This is a genomic window from Acinetobacter sp. WC-323 (genome assembly GCF_000314615.1).
GTDB classification, from domain to species: Bacteria; Pseudomonadota; Gammaproteobacteria; order Pseudomonadales; family Moraxellaceae; genus Acinetobacter; species Acinetobacter courvalinii.
On sequence record NZ_AMZS01000070.1, the window covers coordinates 75,083 to 98,865 of the forward strand.

Annotated in this window: 21 protein-coding genes; 9 read left to right on the forward strand and 12 right to left on the reverse strand. The window is 43.6% G+C overall.

Translation table 11 applies throughout. The features are described 5' to 3' along the window. Positions 1-7 precede the first annotated feature (7 nt). A complete protein-coding gene (locus tag ACINWC323_RS00780) occupies positions 8-1,162 on the reverse strand; it encodes an acyl-CoA dehydrogenase family protein (protein ID WP_009516008.1) in 1,155 nt (384 codons plus the stop codon). Positions 1,163-1,477: 315 nt separating this feature from the next. On the opposite strand from ACINWC323_RS00780, the gene ACINWC323_RS00775 reads away from it, so the two are divergent. From ACINWC323_RS00775 to ACINWC323_RS00750, 6 genes are all read left to right on the forward strand, one after another. Continuing rightward, positions 1,478-2,266, forward strand: coding sequence for an enoyl-CoA hydratase (locus tag ACINWC323_RS00775; protein ID WP_009515929.1), 789 nt, complete (start codon positions 1,478-1,480; stop codon positions 2,264-2,266). A gap of 29 nt (positions 2,267-2,295) precedes the next feature. Beyond that, on the forward strand, positions 2,296-3,057 hold the full coding sequence (locus tag ACINWC323_RS00770; protein ID WP_009515957.1) for an SDR family oxidoreductase: 762 nt from the start codon (positions 2,296-2,298) through the stop codon (positions 3,055-3,057). Positions 3,058-3,118: 61 nt separating this feature from the next. Further along, positions 3,119-4,642 carry a 3-hydroxyacyl-CoA dehydrogenase gene (locus ACINWC323_RS00765; RefSeq protein WP_009515919.1) on the forward strand — a complete coding sequence of 508 codons (1,524 nt, stop codon included), beginning with the start codon at positions 3,119-3,121 and terminating at the stop codon, positions 4,640-4,642. A gap of 14 nt (positions 4,643-4,656) precedes the next feature. After that, positions 4,657-5,862: a 3-oxoadipyl-CoA thiolase gene (locus tag ACINWC323_RS00760; protein ID WP_009515994.1), complete on the forward strand. Its 1,206-nt coding sequence runs from the start codon at positions 4,657-4,659 to the stop codon at positions 5,860-5,862. A gap of 107 nt (positions 5,863-5,969) precedes the next feature. Continuing rightward, positions 5,970-6,812 carry an IclR family transcriptional regulator gene (locus ACINWC323_RS00755; protein ID WP_009515938.1) on the forward strand — a complete coding sequence of 281 codons (843 nt, stop codon included), beginning with the start codon at positions 5,970-5,972 and terminating at the stop codon, positions 6,810-6,812. A 69-nt stretch (positions 6,813-6,881) separates the two neighbouring features. Continuing rightward, positions 6,882-8,057 carry an MFS transporter gene (locus ACINWC323_RS00750; RefSeq protein WP_009515925.1) on the forward strand — a complete coding sequence of 392 codons (1,176 nt, stop codon included), beginning with the start codon at positions 6,882-6,884 and terminating at the stop codon, positions 8,055-8,057. Between the two features lie 26 nt (positions 8,058-8,083). On the opposite strand, the gene ACINWC323_RS00745 is transcribed toward ACINWC323_RS00750, so the two are convergent. Both ACINWC323_RS00745 and ACINWC323_RS00740 read right to left on the reverse strand, forming a co-directional pair. Beyond that, positions 8,084-8,929: an IclR family transcriptional regulator gene (locus tag ACINWC323_RS00745; RefSeq protein ID WP_005231232.1), complete on the reverse strand. Its 846-nt coding sequence runs from the start codon at positions 8,927-8,929 to the stop codon at positions 8,084-8,086. A gap of 162 nt (positions 8,930-9,091) precedes the next feature. Beyond that, positions 9,092-10,309 (reverse strand): CaiB/BaiF CoA transferase family protein, encoded by a 1,218-nt coding sequence (locus ACINWC323_RS00740; protein WP_009515878.1) that lies wholly within the window; start codon positions 10,307-10,309, stop codon positions 9,092-9,094. A 329-nt stretch (positions 10,310-10,638) separates the two neighbouring features. Between ACINWC323_RS00740 and ACINWC323_RS00735 the strand changes: the two genes are divergently transcribed. Together ACINWC323_RS00735 and ACINWC323_RS00730 are read left to right on the forward strand one after the other, a co-directional pair. Continuing rightward, entirely contained in the window at positions 10,639-11,790 is a 1,152-nt protein-coding gene (locus ACINWC323_RS00735; RefSeq protein ID WP_009515953.1) for an acyl-CoA dehydrogenase family protein, read from the forward strand. Between the two features lie 63 nt (positions 11,791-11,853). Then, positions 11,854-13,104 carry an MFS transporter gene (locus tag ACINWC323_RS00730; RefSeq protein WP_009515880.1) on the forward strand — a complete coding sequence of 417 codons (1,251 nt, stop codon included), beginning with the start codon at positions 11,854-11,856 and terminating at the stop codon, positions 13,102-13,104. A gap of 205 nt (positions 13,105-13,309) precedes the next feature. Here the strand turns inward: ACINWC323_RS00730 and ACINWC323_RS00725 are convergent, their stop codons facing one another. Together ACINWC323_RS00725 and ACINWC323_RS00720 are read right to left on the reverse strand one after the other, a co-directional pair. Continuing rightward, a complete protein-coding gene (locus tag ACINWC323_RS00725; protein ID WP_009515965.1) occupies positions 13,310-14,461 on the reverse strand; it encodes a winged helix-turn-helix domain-containing protein in 1,152 nt (383 codons plus the stop codon). A 91-nt stretch (positions 14,462-14,552) separates the two neighbouring features. Beyond that, positions 14,553-15,329 (reverse strand): AraC family transcriptional regulator, encoded by a 777-nt coding sequence (locus ACINWC323_RS00720; protein ID WP_005287111.1) that lies wholly within the window; start codon positions 15,327-15,329, stop codon positions 14,553-14,555. 150 nt (positions 15,330-15,479) lie between these two features. Here ACINWC323_RS00720 and ACINWC323_RS00715 point away from each other — a divergent pair, with 150 nt between their 5' ends. Then, a complete protein-coding gene (locus ACINWC323_RS00715; protein WP_032881785.1) occupies positions 15,480-16,703 on the forward strand; it encodes an MFS transporter in 1,224 nt (407 codons plus the stop codon). A gap of 74 nt (positions 16,704-16,777) precedes the next feature. Here ACINWC323_RS00715 and ACINWC323_RS00710 read toward each other — a convergent pair whose 3' ends face one another. From ACINWC323_RS00710 to ACINWC323_RS00680, 7 genes are all read right to left on the reverse strand, one after another. Further along, complete coding sequence (locus tag ACINWC323_RS00710; protein WP_009515959.1) at positions 16,778-18,184, reverse strand: molybdopterin-binding domain-containing protein; 1,407 nt, start codon at positions 18,182-18,184, stop codon at positions 16,778-16,780. A gap of 232 nt (positions 18,185-18,416) precedes the next feature. Then, the gene (locus ACINWC323_RS00705) at positions 18,417-19,283 is read right to left on the reverse strand and encodes a cysteine ABC transporter substrate-binding protein (RefSeq protein ID WP_009515876.1); all 867 of its coding nucleotides are present in this window, start codon (positions 19,281-19,283) and stop codon (positions 18,417-18,419) included. Between the two features lie 34 nt (positions 19,284-19,317). Beyond that, positions 19,318-20,154 (reverse strand): transporter substrate-binding domain-containing protein, encoded by an 837-nt coding sequence (locus tag ACINWC323_RS00700; RefSeq protein ID WP_009515883.1) that lies wholly within the window; start codon positions 20,152-20,154, stop codon positions 19,318-19,320. Positions 20,155-20,238: 84 nt separating this feature from the next. Further along, on the reverse strand, positions 20,239-20,970 hold the full coding sequence (locus tag ACINWC323_RS00695; RefSeq protein WP_009516028.1) for an amino acid ABC transporter ATP-binding protein: 732 nt from the start codon (positions 20,968-20,970) through the stop codon (positions 20,239-20,241). Next, positions 20,967-21,638 (reverse strand): amino acid ABC transporter permease, encoded by a 672-nt coding sequence (locus ACINWC323_RS00690; protein WP_005231252.1) that lies wholly within the window; start codon positions 21,636-21,638, stop codon positions 20,967-20,969. Before ACINWC323_RS00690 ends, ACINWC323_RS00695 begins: the two co-directional genes overlap by 4 nt. After that, positions 21,628-22,287 (reverse strand): amino acid ABC transporter permease, encoded by a 660-nt coding sequence (locus tag ACINWC323_RS00685; protein WP_032881787.1) that lies wholly within the window; start codon positions 22,285-22,287, stop codon positions 21,628-21,630. Before ACINWC323_RS00685 ends, ACINWC323_RS00690 begins: the two co-directional genes overlap by 11 nt. 567 nt (positions 22,288-22,854) lie before the next feature. Continuing rightward, on the reverse strand, positions 22,855-23,783 hold a 929-nt coding region (locus ACINWC323_RS00680), incomplete at its 5' end, for an IS5 family transposase (RefSeq protein ID WP_009509646.1).

The following is a 23,783-nucleotide window of genomic DNA, read 5'->3' on the forward strand; positions in this document are numbered from 1 at the left end:
TTTTTTATTAGGTCGTCGCTTCCCGAATCATGTTTTTTGCAATAATTAATTGTTGAACCTGCGTCGTTCCTTCATATAAACGGAACAGGCGTACATCGCGGTAAAAACGCTCAATTGCATATTCACTGATATAACCCGCACCTCCATGAATCTGCACACAGCGATCCGCCACGCGCCCACACATTTCAGTGGCGAACATTTTTGCGCAAGACGCTTCAGTACTAATATTTTCACCTTGGTCACGGCGGCGAGCTGCATCCAGCACCATACATTTGGCTGCATAAATCTCGGCTTTTGAGTCGGCCAACATGGCTTGGATTAACTGGAAGTTTGCAATAGGTTGACCGAACTGCTTACGTTCGATGGCATATCGTAGTGCATCGTCCAGCATACGTTCTGCTACACCCACACTGTACGCGCCAATATGTAGCCGACCTTTGTCCAGAACTTTCATGGCGGTCTTAAAACCAACGCCTTCGACGCCACCAATCAGTGCAGTCGCAGGTACACGACAATTTTCAAAAATCACATCACAGGTATGAGAACCTTTTTGCCCCATTTTCTGATCGATTTTGCCCAGACTAATGCCTGGTGTATTTGCTTCAACTAAAAAAGCAGAAATACCACTGGCACCTTTAATGTCAGGATTGGTGCGGGCCATAACGGTAAACGTCGCCGCATGGGGTGCATTGGTAATAAAACGTTTGGTGCCATTTAGAATATAAAAGTCACCGTCTTTGACTGCACTGGTTTTTAAAGAAGCAGCATCTGAACCGGCTTCGGGTTCAGTCAGACAAAATGAACCAATAATTTCACCGCTGGCATAGCGTGGCAGATACTTTTGCTTCTGTTCTTCTGTACCATCAATCAGAATCGCGCTAGAACCAATACCATTATTGGTCCCAATCAAGGAACGAAATGCAGGTGAGGTTTGTCCAAGTTCAAATGCAACATTGACCTCCTCTTCCATGGTGATTCCTAAACCGCCATATTCCTCCGGAATCGTGAGTCCGAATAAACCCAGCTCACGCATTTGCTGCACAATGTCATCAGGAATCTTGTCCTGCTCAGCAACTTCATGCTCACGCGGAATCAATTCATTTTTTACAAAGTCGCGAATTGTTGTAAGCAACTGCTGCAACATCCCTTCATCACGGATCATCTGTGATCTCCCTTTTTATGTACTTGCATCGTATTCCTCAGAGCTACTTCCCATCTGATTGCAGAGACGATGTTTTAAATCTTGTTTACTGCGGATGTGTTTCATAGTACGAGAATAAAAACCCAAATTTCAAGTTTTTTTGGAAATTAATTTCGTTAAACGAAATTTAAAAATCAACCAGCACTAAATATCAAATACTTACCTAAATAAAACCCTAGAACACAGTGGAGACAAATAAAAAATGCTTGAAATAAATTTCAAAATAAGCATGATTAAAACAATATAGTTTTGATCTGCGAAACAAGGAATTCAAAAATGAGGGAAATAACTGGGAACAATTTCATTGAGCTTGATTATTCCACTCCGCAAGTGGCGATTGTCAAAATTAACCGTCCCGATGCCAAAAATGCACTGAATACAGAAGTCCGCAAGCAACTGGCTCAGGCGTTCACCGAGTTAAGTTTCAATGATGATATTCATGCCATTGTGCTAACAGGGGGAGAAGAAGTGTTTGCGGCGGGAGCAGATCTCAAAGAAATGGCAACAGCCACATCAACTGAAATGTTACTTCGCCATACCGAGCGCTACTGGAATGCAATTGCCCAATGTCCGAAACCTGTCATTGCTGCGGTAAATGGTTATGCGCTTGGTGGTGGCTGTGAACTGGCAATGCATGCTGACATTATTATCGCTGGTAAAGGCGCAACCTTTGGTCAACCTGAAATTAAAGTCGGCTTAATGCCAGGTGCTGGTGGTACCCAACGTTTATTTCGCGCTGTAGGGAAATTTCATGCCATGCGCATGATCATGACAGGTGCAATGGTCAAGGCAGAAGAAGCTTATTGCATAGGCCTGGTTTCACAAGTCACTGAAGATGACCAGACCATTGCAACTGCGATTCAAATGGCGCAAAGCCTAGCCAAAATGCCTCCTATTGCCTTACAACAAATCAAGGAAGTCGCCTTGATGAGTGAAGATATTCCGCTGAATGCCGGACTGGCACTCGAACGTAAATCATTCCAGCTCTTATTTTCGACTGAAGATAAAAATGAGGGTATTCAAGCCTTTATTGAAAAACGAAAACCGTCTTATCAAGGTAAATAATTTAAAACGATAATCACAAAGGAATGAAAATGAGCAGAAAAGTATTGATTAGTGCAGGTGGTTCCGGGATTGGACGATACATTGCCGAAGCATTTTTAAATAATCATGATGAAGTTTTTGTTTGTGATATTAGTACTAAAAGCCTAGAACAGTTTCAACAAGACTATCCAAAACTGCACATACATAGCTGTGATTTGGCTGATCAAAAACAAATTAAACTGATGTTTGGCGAAGCAGTTCAAAAACTTGGCGGAATTGATATTTTAGTCAATAACACGGGCATCTCAGGTCCGACTGTTGCCGCAGATGAGCTAAGTTTTGAAGACTGGAACACGGTGATTAATTTAAACCTGAATAGCACTTTTTTAATTACCCAGTTAGCCATTCCCTATTTAAAGCAAGCACAGGCAGGCGTAATTATTAATATGTCGTCTATTGCTGGTCGCTTAGGCTATCCATACCGATTGGCCTATTCCACTTCAAAATGGGGCCTGATCGGTTTTACCAAAACGCTCTCTATGGAACTTGGTCCTGACAATATTCGGGTCAACGCCATTCTTCCGGGTGCGGTCGATGGTGATCGGGTTCAGCGTGTATTACAGGCCCGTGCCGATATAGCCCATACCTCACTTGAAGAAGTGACTCAAAACGCATTGAAAAATCAGTCACTCAAATACTTTGTCGATCCAAAACATATTGCAGATTTATGCCTGTTTCTGGCCTCAGATAGCGGACGTTCAATTTCAGGCCAGATTTTACCGATTGATGGTGACAAGCAATGCCTAAGCTAAATCACCCAACCCTATTTTTCCGTTTAATTTCAAATATAGATTAATCATCAGGATGATCGACATGACTTATGATATTAAAAGCATGGCTGTGATTGGTGTCGGGATTATGGGCAGCGGAATTGCCCAAATTGCTGCCCAGTCAGGCCATATCACTTATCTATACGATACCAAAGCAGGTGCAGCTCAACAGGCAAAAGATAAACTGGCAGCAACTTTCCAGAAGCTGGTGGATAAGAATAAAATTACAACTGAACAGGCGGCAGCAGCAAACAAGAACTTAGTTGTTGCGCATCAACTGGAAGAGTTAAAAGACTGTGACCTGATTGTAGAAGCGATTATTGAACGTCTGGATATCAAACAAAGTTTGATGCAGCAGCTTGAAGCAGTGGTTTCTGAACACACCATTTTAGCATCCAACACCTCCTCTCTTTCGATTACTGCAATTGCCGCGAACTGTAATAAACCTGAACGTGTGGCCGGTTTTCATTTCTTTAATCCCGTTCCGCTCATGAAAGTGGTTGAAGTCATTCAAGGCTTGAAAACCGATCCGGCGATTATTGACGCATTAGTTGAGCTGTCTCGCGCATTTGGTCATCGTGCTGTCGTGGCTAAGGATACGCCTGGATTTATTATTAACCATGCTGGTCGCGCTTATGGCACGGAAGCACTCAAAATTTTAAATGAAAATGTTTGTGACATCAGTGAAATTGATCGTATTTTACGCGATGGTGTCGGTTTTAGAATGGGACCATTCGAACTGATGGATCTCACAGGACTGGATGTTTCCCATCCGGTCATGGAGTCGATTTATCATCAATATTATGAAGAAGCCCGCTACAAACCCAATCCACTGACCAAACAAATGCTGGAAGCAAAACAGCTTGGACGTAAGGTCAAACAAGGTTTTTATAATTATGCAACAGGTGAAAAAACAGGTGAACAACCTGCCCAGTTTGTAGAGCGTTTAGCGCAATATCCAAAAGTTTGGATTGCAGCCGATTTTCCTGAAGATAAAAAACAGCTCGAAGATTATTTAACCCAGCAAAATATCGACATAGACACCAATCCCGAACCTCAAACAGATAGCTTATGTTTGCTCGCTTGTTACGGTGAAGATACCACCCAAGCAGCTATACGCTTAAGGGTTAATCCTGAACAAGCTGTTGCTATAGACATGCTTTATGGCATTGGTAAACACCGCACCTTAATGCCTTCACTGATTACCAAACCTGAATATCGTCAAGTAGCTCACTCTATTTTCAATTTAGATGGAAATCTGGTCAGTGTGATTAATGAAAGTATTGGCTTTGTTGCACAACGTGTTTTAGCAATGGTCATTAATTTAGGCTGCGATATTGCCCAGCAAAATATTGCAACGGTTGATGATATCAATGCGGCAGTACGTCTTGGCTTAGGCTATCCATTTGGCCCAATTGAATGGGGTGACCATCTCGGTCGTGAAAAAATTCTGCTGATCCTAAATCGCATCTCCTCACTGACTTATGACCCACGTTACCGCCCTAGCCCATGGTTACAACGCCGTGTCGCACTTCATTTACCTCTTACTTTTACTTACGAGTCTTGAAAAGGAATTTCTCCATGTTAAATGCCTATATCTATGATGGTTTACGTAGTCCCTTTGGCCGTCATGCCGGTGAACTTGCCTCCATTCGCCCCGATGATCTTGCCGCAACCGTTATTCAAAAGTTGCTAGAAAAAACGGGTGTTCCGGGTGCTGATATTGAAGATGTCATTTTAGGTGATACCAATCAGGCGGGTGAAGATAGTCGTAATGTGGCACGAAATGCGCTATTACTGGCAGGCCTACCTGTCACTGTGCCGGGCCAGACAGTCAACCGCTTATGTGCCAGTGGTTTAGGTGCCGTAATTGACTCGGCACGTGCCATTACCTGTGGTGAAGGCGATCTGTATATCGCAGGTGGTGTAGAAAGTATGTCACGTGCACCTTTTGTCATGGGTAAAGCGGAAAGTGCTTATAGCCGTGATGCAAAAATTTATGACACTACCATTGGCTCACGCTTTCCCAATAAAAAGATTACTGCCCAGTACGGCGGTCATTCAATGCCGGAAACAGGAGACAACGTCGCGGTCGAGTTTGGTATCAGCCGTGAACAGGCGGATCTGTTTGCGGCCCAATCTCAAGCCAAATATCAAAAAGCCAAGGAAGAAGGTTTCTTTGCCGATGAAATTACGCCGATTGAGGTATTTCAGGGTAAAAAATTACCGCCTAAACTGGTTTCAGAAGATGAACATCCTCGCCCAAGCTCTACGGTTGAAGCCCTCACCAAACTAAAACCGCTGTTTGAAGGTGGCGTAGTGACTGCGGGTAATGCATCAGGGATTAATGATGGTGCAGCAGCCCTCTTGATTGGTTCAGAAGCAGCAGGTCAAAAATATGGCCTAAAACCAATGGCAAAAATCTTGTCAGCAGCAGCGGCCGGGATTGAGCCACGCATTATGGGTGCAGGTCCGATCGAAGCGATTAAAAAAGCAGTTGCGCGTGCAGGGCTTACTTTAGATGACATGGATATTATTGAAATCAATGAAGCCTTTGCTTCACAGGTTTTATCCTGCCTAAAAGGCTTGAATGTTGATTTTAATGATCCACGTGTCAATCCGAACGGAGGTGCGATTGCTGTTGGTCATCCACTCGGTGCTTCTGGTGCCCGTCTTGCCTTAACAGTTTCACGTGAACTAATACGCCGTAACAAGAAATATGCTGTGGTCAGCCTATGTATAGGTATCGGTCAAGGGTTAGCCATGGTGATTGAAAACGTCTCATAATCATGTCATTGACACTCCATTCATCACAACGACACAGTGATGAATGGATTTATTTTGCAGAGCGAAATATAATGGCAAGCTATTGCTTTATTATATTTGAGGATCGAATGTCTCAGAAATCAGAAACTGAACAACCCATAAATTTTGATGAGATACGCCTAGATCCGATTTCACATATTCATCGGGAAAATAATCCGCAATTTATTGCCTCTCTGGCACGTGGTTTAGAACTGTTACGCTGTTTTTCGGTCAACAATCAAGTGCTGGGTAACCAGGAACTGGCCAAGATGACGGGTTTACCCAAACCCACCATTGCCCGGATTACCAATACTTTGGTGTCCTTGGGTTATTTGAAACAATTGCCGGGCTCAACCAAATATACACTGGATATTGGGGTTTTATCTCTCGGTTATGCCGCCCTGTCCAATATCTCCATCCGTAATATTGCGCATCAATATATGGAAGAGATGAGCCAGTATGTTCAGGCGCCTGTGGCCATGGCCACACGTGACCGCCTGAATATGGTGTATATCGATGTGGTCCAGACCGAAACCGCATTAAATATGCGTCGCCCGATCGGATCAACCTTACCACTGCACAGTAGTTCGATGGGACGGGCTTGTTTAGCCGCAACTCCTGAACGTGAACGTAATTTTCTACTTGATGCGCTTAAACAGAAAAATCCTGAAAACTGGCCTGCAATCAAACGTTCTCTGGAACGGGCATTCCGTGATTATCAGGATTATGGCTACTGCCTGTCTCTAGGCGAATGGCATAAAGAAGTGAACTCGGTCGCTGTGCCTCTGGTCAGCTCGAAACATGGTCTTTATGTGTTTAACTGCGGCGCCCCAAGTTTCCATTTAAATCCGGAAAAACTCGAAGGTGAAATTGGACCACGTTTAATTCATATGGTGCATAACATTCAAGATGCCTTGAGTGAAACGCATTAATACAGCCAGATTGAGCGATGCCTGATCATGGTTGAGGATTAAAATGCCAATTTCATTGTGACAATAGACATGATGAAAAATGCACTCTATACCCCGACCATCATCCTGATGGCAATTGCAGCCGGTATCTGTACCGGCGGCAATTACTTTAGCCAGCCCTTAATTCATTCGATTGGCCTGAGCATGAATCTGGATGAAACCACCACGGCCTGGGTGCCCACGCTGGCGCAGATCACCTATGCCTGTGGTTTGCTTTTCCTGATGCCTTTAGGCGATATTCTGGAAAAACGTAAGCTGCTGTTTAGCTTCATGTTACTGGCAGCATTCGGACTGATTCTCAGTGGTTTTGCTGCTAATATTTATCTTTTAATCTTGGGAACGATCATTACCGGCCTGTTCTCCAGTTCGGCACAGCTGTTATTACCCCTTGCCGCCAGTCTGGTTCCGATCCAGCAGAGCGGACGTGTAGTGGGCTTCCTACTCAGTGGCCTGATGATGGGGGTTTTACTGGCGCGTTCCCTTTCCGGGCTGATGTCTACCCTGTTTGACTGGCATGTAATTTACCTGCTGAGTGGATTTCTGTTACTGGCCATTGCCATTATCCTGTACCGTAATATTGGATTGTTTCCCCCAACCAAATCCGAGAACTATCTTTCCAGCATACGTTCACTGCCACAGATTTTTCTCAATAGTCCTCGCCTTAGAACACGCACCTATATCGGGGGGTGTACTTTTGCCTGTGTCAGCCTGATTTTTACCACCATGTCGCTGCTGTTAGCGCCTGCGCCCTATTTTTTTAGTGATTTTAGTATTGGTTTATTTGGGTTCGTCGGTATTCTGGGAACCTTTATTGCGAATTTTTCAGGCAAGTTTATTGATCAGGGCTATGTCCATAAAATTTCGGTTTATTGTGGTCTTGGCCTGATTTTAAGCTGGCTGTTCTTTCTCCTGCTTCCCTATCATTTTCTCTTTTATGTCCTTGGCTTACTTCTGCTCTACGCAGCACTATCGGCTGTTCATGTCACCAACCAGAGCATTGTATTCAAGCTGAATCAGGAATTACGTTCACGCTTTAATGCGCTGTATATGACAGGGTATTTTGCAGGTGGAGCGCTCGGCACTACGGCAGGAAGCTATGCCTGGAAACATTTTGGCTGGACAGGCGTTTGTATTCTGGGACTTGTTTTTGCGGTTTTATGTTTATTTTTCTGTATTCGGGATGCCAAAAGCCAGCATAGTGAATGATGCTGGCTTTTTTAAAGCGATAAGACTTAACTAATCTCGGTACGGATATTATTCACCATATGTAATAAACGTGGTGCAATATCTTCCTCAAGTTTTTCACGGTTCATGATAAAGCTTGGCCCACCACAGTTAAACACCAGCAAACCATGCTGTTCATGAACCAAGGGTACAGCGACCGAGTTGACATCCTTATGCCATTCACCTACGGAAAAACAATAGCCAAAGTCCTGATAATCCTTAAAGGCCTTATCCAGATCACGGTTAATCTTGATCCAGTCCTCTTTATGCTTGCTACGAATCGCATCCAGCAAAAACTCCCGTTCATCTTCTGGCATGGCAGCCAGACAGGCACGTCCCATTGAACTCAGATGAATGGGTAAGTAGGTCCCCACCTGACGGCGCATGGTCATATTGCCTTTACCCTGTACCACATCCAGATAGATCATATTCAGGCGATCACGTGTAGCCATGGCAACTGCAGCACCGGCATAGTCCGCCAGATTTTTCATATAAGGATGTGCAATTGAGCGGATCGACACATTGGACAGCATGGAATAACCAAAAGCTAATACCCCAACCGAGAGCTGGAATTTACTTGAATTTGGCACCTGCTTGATATAGCCCAAACGCGATAAGGTATGGGTCAAACGGGTAATGGTTGGCTTGGGTAAACCCGTCATCTGCGCCAGTTCCTGATTGCCCAGATGTTGATGCTTGGGGGTAAAGCAACGGAGAAGTTCTAAACCGCGGGCTAAAGCCGTGATAAATTGACGGTCATTTTCATCCTGCATGTCTTCAATCGGATGCAATAGTTCATGCCTTAAAGGCGCTAATAATTTTTCTGTCTGTTCTGCATCTACGGCATCATTCATGATTCTACCAATCTACTTCTTTATTTCGCACTGCGAAAATTATAATCTATTTTTTCTATAATAAACAGTGAAAAGCATTTTCTGCTTTATCCAAGCAAGCAAAATAATAGTCATCCACTACCCATGCCAAAATATAGATGCATTTTGACATGGGTACATGCTTTATCCAACAATTCCTTTCAGCTTGAGTTGCTGCAGTTTTTCCGGTGAAAGTATCCGGCTAAGAATCGTATCGGTATGTTGTCCCAATAAAGGCGGTGCAGTTTTATACTCGACTGGCGTTCTTGAAAGTTTAATCGGCGATCCAATCACGGTCAGCTTTTCGCATTGCGGATGCTGCATCTCAACCAGCATTTCCCTTGCCTGCACCTGTGGCTCCTGAAAAGCCTGCTCCAGATTATTGATCACACCCACCGGAACTTTGGCGGCATGAATGGCAGCAACCCAATCATCGGCACTCTTGCTTAAAAAATGTTTGGATAAAATTCCGATGATTTCCTCACGATAGCGGATACGGTCGGCATTGCGTCGAAACCGGGGATCATTCGGTAAATTAGCTAAACCGATACTGCTACACAACTGAATAAACTGGGTATCATTGCCACAGGCAATAATAAACTCCCGATCAGCAGCTTTAAACACTTGATAAGGCACGATATTGGCGTGTGCATTACCATAACGCTTGGGGATATTTCCTGAGGAAAGATAATTCATACCCTGATTGGCCATGGTGGCAATTTGTACGTCAAGCAGCGCCATATCAATATACTGTCCCAAACCTGTCTCATGACGGTTAAGCAACGCAGCTTGAATGGCAATGGTTGAATAAAGCCCGGTCGCCAGATCCGAAAACGCCACCCCGACTTTTTGCGGACCGCCACCCGGTAAATCATCCTTTTCACCGGTGATGGACATTAACCCGCCCATGCCCTGGATAATAAAATCATAACCGGGCTCTTCTGCACGTGGGCCATTTTGCCCAAAACCGGTAATTGAACAGTAGACCAGACCAGGATTGATTGCAGATAAAGCGGCATAATCCAGACCATATTTTTTTAGCGAACCCGCCTTATAGTTTTCAATGACAACATCGCTATCCTGAATTAAAGCCTTGATCAGCTCCTGTCCTTCAGGGCTGGCAATATCAATCGCCACCGAGAGCTTGTTCCGGTTGGTCGACTGATAATAAGCTGCCTCTTGCGTGTCTTGTCCTGAATTATCCTTCATCCAGGGTGGTCCCCAAGATCGGGTATCATCTCCAAGCTTTGGCCGTTCTACCTTGATCACTTCTGCACCCAGATCCGCAAGTATTTGGCCACACCACGGTCCAGCCAGCACCCGACTCAAATCAAGTACACGAATTCCATTTAAAGCACCCATGTTTATCCCTTCAATTGACAGCTTATTTCCCAGATGAAAACTTATTTAACAAAAGTTTCGCATAGCGATATACATTTTTAATATACAAACAAGCTTTTAAAAAATCAAACCCTAATTTTCCATTAAAAAATATGATTAATTTCCAATAAATATAGATGAATTAAATCAACAGATTATAAAAAACAAAATACAAATAATATATCGCATTGCGAAATTTATTTTCAAAATATATTGTTTTGCGGCTTTTCTTTGATTACTATCACATCAATATTGATGATTTTACGAACACCGTATGGCTGTTTTTAGCTGTATGTACAAAGGATATGACTATGATTCGTGATCAGGAAACGCTGAACCAGCTGGTCGATATGATTCGGCAGTTTGTTGAAGGTGTTTTGATTCCTCATGAGAATGAAGTCGCTGAAACGGATGAAATTCCTGAAGATATCGTTGAGCAAATGAAAGCTCTCGGATTATTCGGTTTAACCATTCCAGAAGAATACGACGGACTTGGGCTGACCATGGAAGAAGAAGTCTATATCGCCTTCGAACTTGGTCGTACCTCTCCTGCCTTTCGTTCTCTTATTGGAACGAATAATGGCATTGGTTCTAGTGGACTCATTATTGATGGGACTGAAGCACAAAAATCTTCTTTCTTACCCCGTTTAGCACACGGTGAAGTGATCGGCTCTTTTTGCTTGACCGAACCGGAGGCCGGCTCGGATGCTGCCGCCCTAAAAACAACTGCAGTTAAAGACGGCGATTGCTATGTTTTAAATGGAACCAAACGCTTTATTACCAATGCACCGCATGCAGGTGTATTTACAGTGATGGCGCGAACCAGTCCGGATATTAAAGGTGCAGGTGGAATTTCTGCTTTTATTGTGGACAGCAGCACCCCGGGGATTTCTCTCGGTAAACGCGATAAAAAGATGGGACAAAAAGGTGCACATACCTGTGATGTGATTTTTGAAAATTGTCGCGTACCCGCTTCGGCATTGATTGGTGGCGTAGAAGGCGTTGGTTTTAAAACGGCGATGAAAGTTCTGGATAAAGGCCGACTGCATATTGCAGCGCTCAGTGTCGGAGCAGCGACACGGATGCTGGATGATGCATTGAATTACGCAATTGAGCGTAAACAGTTTGGGCAGCCGATTGCCGAATTTCAACTGATTCAAGCCATGCTGGCTGACTCTAAAGCCGAAATTTATGCAGCCCGATGTATGGTGCTGGATGCAGCACGCTTACGCGATCACGGGCAAAACGTCAGTACAGAAGCCTCTTGCGCCAAAATGTTTGCCACTGAAATGTGCGGTCGCGTGGCGGATCGTTGTGTACAGATTCATGGCGGCGCCGGCTACATCAGTGAGTATGCCATCGAACGCTTTTACCGTGATGTCCGCCTGTTCCGTTTATATGAAGGTACCACGCAAATTCAACAAATGATTATTGCCCGAAACATGATCCGGGCGGCGTCTTAATCAACTCCCCAGCACTTTAAACGACTTAAGGTGCTTTAAAAAATCAAATGTAGGTAATGGATTATGGCTACACACGACAATTTACCCGTTTCCGCTGTACAGGCCCGCACCTGGAAAATTGCTTTTATTTTTGCCTTTCTGGCTCTACTGGTCGATGGCGCCGATCTGATGCTGCTGTCTTATAGCTTAAACAGTATCAAGGCAGAGTTTGGCTTAAGCTCGGTTCAGGCCGGAATGCTGGGGAGTTTTACCTTGGCAGGTATGGCGATTGGCGGGATTTTTGGCGGCTGGGCATGTGATAAATTCGGACGCGTCCGCATCGTTGTGATTTCTATTCTCACCTTTTCGCTATTAACGTGTGGCTTGGGTTTTACCCAAAGCTTTATGCAATTCGGAATATTAAGATTCTTTGCTTCACTTGGTCTGGGTTCACTTTATATTGCCTGTAATACCCTGATGGCAGAATATGTTCCCACCCGTTATCGTACCACTGTACTCGGCACCTTACAGGCTGGCTGGACTGTGGGATATATTGTGGCAACGCTTTTGGCTGGCTGGATTATTCCTGATCATGGCTGGCGTATGCTGTTTTATGTCGCGATTGTCCCGGTCATGATTGCCGTATTGATGCATCTGCTTGTTCCAGAACCTGAAGCATGGCAGCAGTCCCGTTTAAAACAGTCAAATGCCCCAGCAAATACCGAAAAAACTTCTGCCTTCAAACTGATCTTTCAAGATAAACGCAATCGGAACATGTTTATTTTGTGGGCTTTAACCGCAGGTTTCCTACAGTTCGGTTATTACGGCGTAAATAACTGGATGCCGTCCTATCTGGAAAGTGAACTGGGCATGAAGTTTAAGGAAATGACCACGTATATGGTCGGCACTTATACTGCCATGATTCTGGGTAAAGTACTGGCAGGTATGATGGCAGATAAACTGGGTCGCCGTTTTACCTATGCCTTTGGGGCAATTGGCACTGCGATTTTTCTCCCGCTGATTGTGTTTTATAACTCTCCAGACAATATTCTGTTTTTACTGGTCACATTCGGCTTCTTATATGGCATCCCATACGGCGTAAATGCAACCTATATGACTGAGAGTTTCGCGACTGCTATCCGTGGTACCGCGATTGGCGGTGCGTACAATGTCGGTCGTTTAGGTGCCGCAATTGCGCCAGCAACCATCGGCTTTTTAGCCTCTGGCGGTTCGATCGGTTTGGGTTTTGTGGTCATGGGTGCAGCCTACCTGATCTGTGGTGTGATTCCGGCACTGTTTATCAAGGAAAAACAATATGATCCACAGAACTCTTAAGAGAATACTACTGAACATCATGGGGTAGCGTACATACGCGTTGATGGCTTGAATATACTGATCTGTTCTGTATTCATGCAGGAGAATTCATCTTCTTCTTACCCAAAACGTTAGAGTATTGATCACTCTAAGATTGAACTTTTTAGGTAAACCTAGTCCTCTCGAGGGCTAGGTTTAAAAAAAGCAAACCTATCAATTGCATGTGTTAACGCATTAAATGGCGGATCCTTTCTACATCAATCACCGTACACTGATTAAATTCAGCGAAACGCTGTAATTCCAGCTCTAAAGCGTTGATAAAAGCCTCCCGATCCTGCATATTCTGATCTTCCAAATGCAGAGCAATGACTTCCAGTCGCTTTTCACGACGATGCACTTTACAATCGATACGACCCACAAAGCGATCTGCATACAACAGCGGTAAACAAAAATAACCATATTGTCTTTTAGCTGCCGGGACATAGCATTCAATGCGATAATTAAAGTCAAATAAGCAATCCAAGCGCTCCCGATGAATCACCAGATTATCAAAAGGAGACAATATTTTTAGTTCCGGCTGAATGATGGGCTGATGTTCCAATATGGCGCTGGCAGCATAAACCGTCTGTCCATTTTCGAGTTGCACAACCTTCACCAAGCCCGCATCAATATAGTCATCCAGAACAGTACGCATTACATGACGCAGCTCTTTTCCCTTTAAATGTAATAACTGTTTCCATGTAAATACGCCATGGGCCCGTATATTCATTTGTAATAGATAATCGGCATATTCATGCAAGGTCGGTGTGCTGAGATCGATGCCCTGAGGTATACAGCGCTCCGTCAGGTCATAGACTTTCTCCATCCCGTTACGCTCACAGATCATCAGGTCGCCTTGCATAAATAACTGTTCAAGCGCTTTCCGGCTTGGTCCGGCATTCCACCAGCCAGCGGAACCTTCCCGCGTTTGCTTTTCCATCTGTCGGAGCTGAATTTTACCTTCTGCCCTGACCCGTGCCAGAATTTCATTCATCAAACGCTGATCTGCTCTGAAATAGCGGCTTTCGCCATTTCGGATTGCATTCATCAACGGTATGGCATAACGATAATCCCGCATCGGCAGATAAGAAGCTGCATGCGCCCAGTGTTCAAAAATCTGTTGCTGTTGCACCAGCTGATTTAAATGATCCAGCTGATAATCAGGCACCCGACTCCACAAGACATGGTGATGGGCACGCTCAACCACTGAAATGGTATCAATTTGCACATAACCCAGATGTTCAATCGCGTTCAGGGTTCCGGATAATCCCTCACCGAATATGTCATTTTTGTGCAGACCTTGATGAGACAAGGCCAAAGCTTTTAATAATGAAAGCATAGTTTTATCATTTATATTGTTTTCGTGAATCCAGAGGAAGGCTCATGCATTGAGTCAACCCAGCCCCTATACATTAACACATCCGGCCTGATCATTTGGCCTGTATATAAAAGCGTGGTGCCTGTCCTAAAGAACGTTTAAATGCTGCTGTGAATGCACTGCTACTGCTATAACCAAGCGCAATTGCCACCTCGGTAATCGACTGTCCCAGCTCCATACGCGTCAAGGCATTGAGTAAACAAGCCTGTTGCCGCCAATGGCTAAAACTCATCCCCGTCTGTTGCCGAAAAATTCGGGTGAAATTACGACGGCTCATCCCGACCCGTTCGGCTATCTCATCCAGATCATGATCTAAGCTCGGTGCTTTTAATAGTTGCAGACATAATGCTGCCAGACGTGGCTCTTGTGGCAAAGGTGCATTCAACGGCAATTCAGGCATCAAGGCAATTTCTGCAATAATCAGTTGCATCAAATAGTCATCCCGCCCGCCCAGTTCATATTCAGCAGGCAAATCTACAGCGCTAGATAACAGTTCATGTAATAACGGCGATACATTGATCACCGCACAATCACCAGGCAAGCCTGCCTTGCTTGCAATGTCTGGAAGTATATAAGCGCTGCGTGTTTTGGTGAGTCCCCCCATGTGTACCTCGTGGTCAATTCCAGCGGGAATCCAGAGTGCCCGTTTTGGCGGCACCACCCAGCTGCCTTTACTGGTCGTGACGGTTAATACCCCTGTGATCGCATACAGGCATTGTCCCCGGGCATGACGATGGCTTGCCAGAATTTGGCCATCCACATAATCATTGCCCGTCGCCATCACATTACGGGCGACATCTTCAAAATCGTTGACCTGAATATTACGCATTGCCTTGGTCCTTCAAAATGGCCTGAACTCGATACTATATGTCCCAAATATGATTGTGGGCCGCTTTCAGTTCAGTTTAGGATATAAATGCTGAAAAACAAACCTTCTTCAATAGCACGATTTAAGCTAAAACAGCATGTTGGAGCACGCATGGCAAATCATACAGGGACGCTTGAGAACACAGGTCCACAAGCGCAATGTCCACCACAGGATCAACCACAAAAATTCGTGTTAGGTATTGTCGGTGCAGTCGCATTTGCCCATCTCTTAAATGACTCGATTCAGGCGGTGGTGACTGCAAGTTATCCCCTGCTCAAAGCAGAATTTTCATTGAGTTTTGCGCAGATTGGCTGGATTGCTTTGGTTTATCAAATCACGGCCTCATTATTACAACCGTGGATCGGCCTATATACCGATAAACATCCTAAACCATATTTACTCCCTGCCGGGATGTTTGCCACGCTCATTGGCATTGGACTGATGGCAACAGCAGGCAGTTATCACAGCCTACTTTTTGCTGCGGCACTGATTGGGGTGGGTTCATCCACCTTTCACCCTGAAGCTTCTCGTATTGCGCGCACGGCTTCGGGTGGCCGTTTTGGTACGGCGCAATCCATGTTTCAGGTTGGCGGAAATACCGGTTCAGCCCTTGGCCCCTTAGTCGCTGCTGCCGTGATTATTCCTCACGGACAAGGTGCAATTGGCTTATTTGTTTTAGTCGCTGCTTTAGCTATTTTCGTGTTGTTACGCGTAACCAAATGGCTGGTTAAACAAGCACCAGTACAACGCCTCGCCAGTCAACGTGCTATGTCGACCTTGACGCGTCAACAGGTGATTCAGGCCATGGCAGTGATCTGTATTTTACTATTTGCCAAGTTTATTTATATCGCAGCCATTACCAATTATTTTACCTTTTACCTCATTGAAAGATTTAATGTTTCAATTCAAACCTCTCAGCTCTACCTGTTTATATTTTTAGGTGCTGTTGCACTCGGTACTTTTGCAGGTGGTCCAGTCGGTGACCGTATCGGACGTAAAGCTGTAGTTTGGGTGTCTTTCCTGGGGATTGCGCCATTTGCCCTGATGCTGCCTTATGTCGGCCTAACGGCAACTGCCATTCTGGTGATTATCATTGGTCTAGTGATGTCTTCTGCTTTCTCTGCGTTGGTGGTCTATGCACAGGAAGCGGTACCCGGCCGAGTGGGCATGGTCGCAGGCTTAATGTTTGGACTGATGTTTGGCATTGGCGGAATTGGCGCAGCAGGTTTAGGCCATTTGGCGGATACACATGGCATTGTCTGGGTCTATAAACTTTGTTCTTTCCTACCTTTGTTAGGCTTTATGACTGCGTTATTACCCAACACTAAAAAGTAATTTTTATCTTCCCTATCAGACAACAGCCACTCTCGACTGTTGTCTGACCTGTAAAACATTAAAGTGATTCAGACCTAATCTATTTTAATAAAATACACGGCTTCACCAGACTGAATCGGCGGCTCTGCAAATGGAACAATGATAATGCAATTGGCAGCAGCAAAACCATCAATCTGAAAAGCTTGTTGTGGAATGACCTGTAGCGAATATTGACCATCTGCTTCAAACTGGTAGCGTCCCCATAATAATGTTCTATATTTTGGATCAGGCTCAAGCTGCTGGTCGATCCTGCCTTGCAAGTACAAATTCTCAAAAAAATCAGGATCATGCTTATTTAAAATATATTTCACAAATACGTGCATCAACAACGCAACATCATGCATTTTGCCTGGCAGGCTGATAATTGTCGTTCGATCTTCAGTGATCTCGGTACGTATTTCCCTTAACTGCCCACGTTCACCATAACGGTTTACGACCTGAGTGAGTCTAGGGCTTCGGTCATTACTCTGAAAAATCCGGAATTCACTGGCTGGCACACAACAGGTCGTAACGGGACCATCACCATTGCCTTGATAAAAGTTAGCCAGCTTTGAAAGCCCTAATCCAGAACCATAATGATTTAAAGATGACCAGCATAAAATAATGTCAAACTCAGGAATTTGCTCATCAAAAAACTGATGATATTCGTCCCAAGCGGAAGTCAAGCTTCCATCTAATGCGGGATGCCCAGCTTCTTGATGATAATTAAATGCCCCGTCATAACGTGCCGGTTTATGCGGTTTAATCTCAACCTCGCCATACCCCCATGTTTTTAACAAATCTTTGAGGTATAAGCATTCTTCACTGACTTCCCCCGCTTGATCGAAAGGAAACATATTAACAATCAGGATTTTAGGGTGTCGACAAATAGAAAGCTCTGTAATACCCGCACGTCTGAGTGCGACTAAGCGTTCAGGTGTAATTTTCTGGTTTTTTGCAAGGATTAAATCGCCTTGTTTAAACACACTGCCTTGTTGAATAACACCTTGTATCGGCGCAATTGTTTTTTTTATTTTTACACCGCTGCTCTTACCAGAGAAATCTAAGCGCTTATCCTGTTCTAAAATAATAGTATCTACCCCTTCAGGAAGTCTGGTAAATTTAGGGATCTTGATTATGTATCTGTCCAGATCGAGTTTATAAGGATTAATAGAGTGATATAACTGCTGTGTCCAGAAATACAAATCTCTTTCTATCACCAGATTTTTTGAACTAACCTGCTGAGTGATATTCGAATCAATGCCCCAGCCTTCATAGGCAGAAAAATTATGCAGGGGAAAATCCTGTAATGCATACAGATCATCGGTATTGATCTGATTAAGCGCATCATCCAGCTTAACCTGCTGTTTTACATTTCCTTTTGGTAAATATTGATGAATGCGGTAAAAGGCATCCGTTAATCTACAGGGAAGGTTTTCAGGTACAGACAATCGATTGAACATCTATATTATTCCGCAGCGTACTGATAAAGTGAGTACGACTCTATTATTTATAATGATAAAAATATGACAACTTTTTAAAATATCATTATCCCTTCATACTGAAGAATAAAAAATATTAAAGAAAAAGCCCCAGCAAAAAAGCCAGGGCATTTTAAATGATTTACCAAAAAAATGGCGCTTAATATATAAGCACTTAAAACATATATTTTTATAGCATTGAAGGTAATTTAAATCATTCAATAATCAAATCTTTGGCAGGGATACCCTCACCATAAACAGGTTTTAAAGTTTTTTCATAAGCTTGATGAATAACCCCCTCTTTAGCCAACTTTTCTAAATCCTGGTTTAACCAATCCAGCAATTCTTTATTGCCCTTTTGTACAGCAGGTGCAATTAAATCTTGCTCACCCAGATTGGTAATGCCGACGGTGTAATTTGGATTTTCTTTCGCCCAGGCCAGTACCAATAGATTGTCATGGGCCAGAGCAGCACCGCGACCATCTTTTAGCGCATCAAAGGTTTCGGTATTTTGCTCATATTTTTGCAGCTTAATTTCAGGATGTTGTTTGCTAAAAAAAGAGTCCGCTGTGGTGCCCTTATTCACCAATAAAGTCTGATCCTTTAATTGAGCAATATCCGTAATCGGTTTATTTTTTGGAGACACCACACCTAAGGCGACTTTTAAATAAGGCTTGGCAAAATCCACCACTTGCTTACGTTCAGGGGTCACGGTGAAATTGGCAAAAATAATATCGACTTTATTGGCTTTCAAATATTCAACACGATTGGCAGCTTCTGTAAGCACAAACTGAACCTTGTTTTCATCTCCCAATAAATCCTTGGCCACATGCTTGGCAATTTCCACATCAAAACCCTGGTTTTTACCTTGCGCATCCAGATAACCAAAAGGCGGCTTATCGCTAAACACCCCAATACGTACCACACCATTTTTCTTGATCTGTTCGATACTGGAAACCTGAGCTGAGCTATCCGCTGATTTTTCTGCTGACTGTGGCGTCTTGTTACATGCGGTGAGACCCAGACTGAATACAGAAGCCAGCAACAGTTTTTGAATATTTGAGAATGTTATTGTCTGCATATCGTTACCTCTATTTTTAACCTTTTCATTTATGTTATTGCTTCGCTAAATCGACATCTAAAAAGATATTAGGATTTACTTTTTTACCGTATATCGGCTTTAAGGTTTGGTCATAAATCTTTTGAACTTCCCCCGTGCTGCGTAGTTGTTTGATTTCATCATTGAGCCAGTGCAGCAATTGGGTATTGCCTTTTTTCACGCCTGCGGCAATAAAATCTTCATTGCCAATCTGTGGAATGCCGACCACATAATCCGGATTCTTGGCAGCCCATGCCAAAGCATAGGTACTGTCTTGGGAAATCGCATCACCCCGACCATCGGTGAGTGCATTAAACGCATCGGTATTTTGTTCAAACTTCAACAAATTCACTTTCGGATAGTTTTTAGTGAAATAGCTGTCCGAGCTTGAACCTTTATTCACAATTAAAGTTTTACCTTCCAGACTTTTTACATCGGTAATGGCTTTGGCTTTAGGTGAAACAATGCCTAGTGATGCCTTTAAATAAGGTTGGGAAAAATCCACCACCTGTTGACGTTCGGGTGTCACAGAGAAGCTGGCAAAGACTACATCGACTTTGTCTGACTTTAAAAATTCAACCCGGTTGGCTGCCTCTGTGACGACAAACTGGATTTTATTTTCATCTCCGAGCAAATCTTTGGTCACACGCTTCGCCAAGGCGACATCAAAGCCCTGATTTTTTCCTGCACTGTCCACATAACCAAACGGTGGGTTATCTGCGAACACCCCCACCCGTAGCACGTCATTTTTCTTGATCTGCTCCAAGGAGCTGTCTGCTGTACTCGTTTTGGGTTCTGATGAAGCCGGTTGATTACACCCTGTTAATATGCCTGCCACCAGCACACAGCTCATGCCAAGCCTTACTGTTTTTATTTTCGATGTATTGCCAGATCGTCCGGCGACTAAATGTAATCTCATCACGTCCTCTGCTTGCTTTTAATAATTCAAAATATTTAAAAAAGTTTTGGCCCGTTCCGTCTGCGGATGCTGAAAAAAATCCTCAGGGGTGCTTTGCTCAATAATCTGGCCCTTGTCCATAAAAATAATGCGATCTGCCACTTTGCGGGCAAAGCCCATTTCATGCGTAACAATCAGCATGGTCATGCCCTCTTGTGCCAGTTTCAGTACCACATCCAGTACTTCGCGTACCATTTCCGGGTCTAAGGCCGCAGTAATTTCATCCAGTAAAATGACTTTGGGCTGCATTACCAAGGCACGGACAATGGCAATCCGCTGTTTCTGCCCACCTGATAGATTAGATGGATAATCATATTTACGATCCAGTAAGCCCACGCGCTGCAATAACTGATCTGCCAGTTGTTCCACTTCTTCACGTTGGCGTTTTTGTGCTTTTAGCGGACCCAGCAGAATGTTATCAATCACATTCATATGCTTGAACAGTTCATAGTTCTGAAACACCATGCCAATCTGCTGACGTACGCGATCCCAAGGCAAGTCCTGCCCAAGCACGCCCACATCTTTGAGCTGAATTTCTCCCTGCTGAATCGGTTCCAGCCCATTGATACAGCGCAACAAGGTGCTCTTTCCACAACCGGATGGCCCCAGAATCACCACCACTTCACCTTGTTGCACATTCAGATCAATGCCATGCAATACCTGACTTTGCTTATAAAATTTATGTAAATGCCGTATAGATAACAAAGTCATGCGTTTTCCCACACTTTTTCTAAATGCGCTGCTAAAAGCGATAATGGATAACAAATCAGGAAATAAAGAAGAAAGATAAAACCGTAGATCCATAACGATGCGCTAGGAACCGTCAATAATGAATTTTCAATAATCTGCTGCCCCACTTTCAGGACTTCCACCATACCGATCAATACTGCCAGAGAGCTGGTTTTGATCATTCGAGTAAACAAATTCAGTGCGCCCGGGGTAACCCGTTTTAGGCTTTGCGGGAAAATCACATAAACCAGAGTTTGTACATGATTTAGACCTACGGCATAAGCTGTATCACGTTGATGCTGATCGATCGAAGTGATGGAAGCACGAACCAGATCTCCCATTTCCGCAGTTCCCCATAAGGTAAAGACAAAAATACAGACCCAAAACGATGACAACTGCCAGTTAAACCATGTCGCCAGACCAAAATAGAACACAAATAACAGTACCAGAATCGGCACAATCCGAATGGTTTCCAGATAGAAACGGCACAGGATCTTGACCAGCAAATTTCTGGAGGTCATGATCACCCCAAAAATGGTACCGAAAATGGCAGATAAAAATACCGATAAAAAGGCAATTTCAATGGTTTGCAACAAGCCATACAGCAAACGTTCGACATGGCTCGGCTGAAATAAATACTCAAGTCCCATGGCTCACCTTGCGACTGCGATATTCCAGATAACTGGTCAGCGCTGAAACTGGTAGCAAAATCATCAGATAAGCCACGATTAACAGAAATAAAGCGTCGGTAGTTTTGTAATCCATTCCGATGAGGTCTTTGGTCACAAACAGCAGTTCTACCACTGCTATTGCACTCAAGACCGAGCTTTCTTTAATCAGGAATAAACAGTTTGCGCCAATGGCAGGAATGGACAGCGATAACGCTTGGGGAAATACCACATATTTAAAGACTTGCACGGCGTTTAATCCTACACTTCTGGCCGAATCAATTTGCCCTTGCGCAACGGACTGTAAACCCGCACGGAAAGCTTCTGCCATGTAGCTACCGCCAAGAAAAGTCAGGCCAATCACACCACAGCTAAAACCATCCAGTTTGATGCCAATCTTGGGCAAACCGTAGTAGAGAAAAAATAGCTGAATGAGCAAAGGGGTATTGCGGGAAACCTCGATATAGACTTTGACAATTTTATTGAGTATCCGAACCTGATATGTGCTGATGATGCTACAGATCAGCCCAAGCAGAATAGAGAGTACAATACCGATAAAGGAGATTTTTAAGGTCATGAGGGTGGCCGCATAGAACTGCGGCAGCACACTCTGTATATACTGCCAATCCAAAGAAAACATCCGAATGAAAAATTGATTCTTTTGATAAATACATTGTTGTTATTTATCTTTGGATGAGTCTAATCTGGTTGAAAATTCACATAAAATATTATTATTTGCTAAGCTTTGCTGAAATTGGAATGATGAGTTATCTCAAAATTTAATTTATAAGAAATGCTGGGGATTTTCCAAGAATTTACAGATTTAACTATTAAATTAAATACACAAATAGAACAGAAATATAAATAAACCACCCAGTACCATTGCTATCCAAGATAACATCTTAGAGATAATTCGCTCTTGTTTTAAAAAAAATGGAGCGACCCATTTATTGACATCTATTCTTTGCAACCATGATAGATACCGAGGAAAAGTTAGAGTAAATATAAGTGAACTAATCATCACACTAACAAAAGTTGGTCTTTTATAGAAATCAGAACCACCTATTTTAAAAAACAAGAACCAAAATATAATTTCTCCTATACAAAGAAAAACACATAAGTACACATTAAATTTAGCCTTAAAATGGCTTTGTTGCACAAAGATTTGAAAGGCAAAGCGCCCCTAATTGAGCCAAATTTAAGGCGTAACTTGGGTAAGTGGTCGACCTAATTCCGTAAATCTGTTGAGGACTGCTACACGTGCATGAACCTCATTGACTTGGCTATCAAAGCTCCTTGCACTGAGTTTATCTCTTAATAATTTGATGCAGTGCATTTTAGTCTCAACCAAACTTCGGCGATGATAGCCTGACCATTTTTTCCATAGTGTCCTACCTAAACGTTTAATTGTTCGAAGTAATTCATTTCGCTCTAGCGAGCTACTCTTTGTATCTTTCCATGGTTTCGCATTTTTTCTAGGTGGAATCACCGCATGTGCTTGCCGATCTGCAATGACCTGACGGCATTGCTTGGTGTCATAAGCTCCATCGGTATAAACAGAGTCAATCTGCTCATCTTGTGGAATCTGATTAAGTAAATCACCAAGCACCTGTGAATCACAGACATTATTGGTTGTGAGCTGAATAGCGCGTATTTGTAGGGTTTTGGCATCTATACCAATATGTAGTTTACGCCATTGGCGACGATATTCAGCTCCATGTTTCTTGCGTTTCCATTCGCCCTCACCTAGAAACTTCATCCCTGTAGAGTCTACGAGTAGATGCAGCCCATCGCTACTTTTTTGGTAGCTGATTGCAATATCAATATGCTTTTGTCTTCTACAAAGCGTACTGTAATCTGGTGCGGTCCAATTTAATCCGCAAAGTTTAATCAGACTTTGCACAAAGCCAGTGACCATACGTAAAGATAGACGGAATAAGGATTTAATCATTAAGCAGCATTGGATGGCTGCGTCGGAGTAGGTTTGATTTCGCCCTTGTTTGCCTTTTGATGGAGCATACCATTGCGTAGCAGGATCAAACCAAAGGGCAATATTTCCGCGATTAATGAGTGCTCGGTTATATGCGGGCCAATTGGTTGTGCGGTAGATTTTGTGTGTAGGCTTCT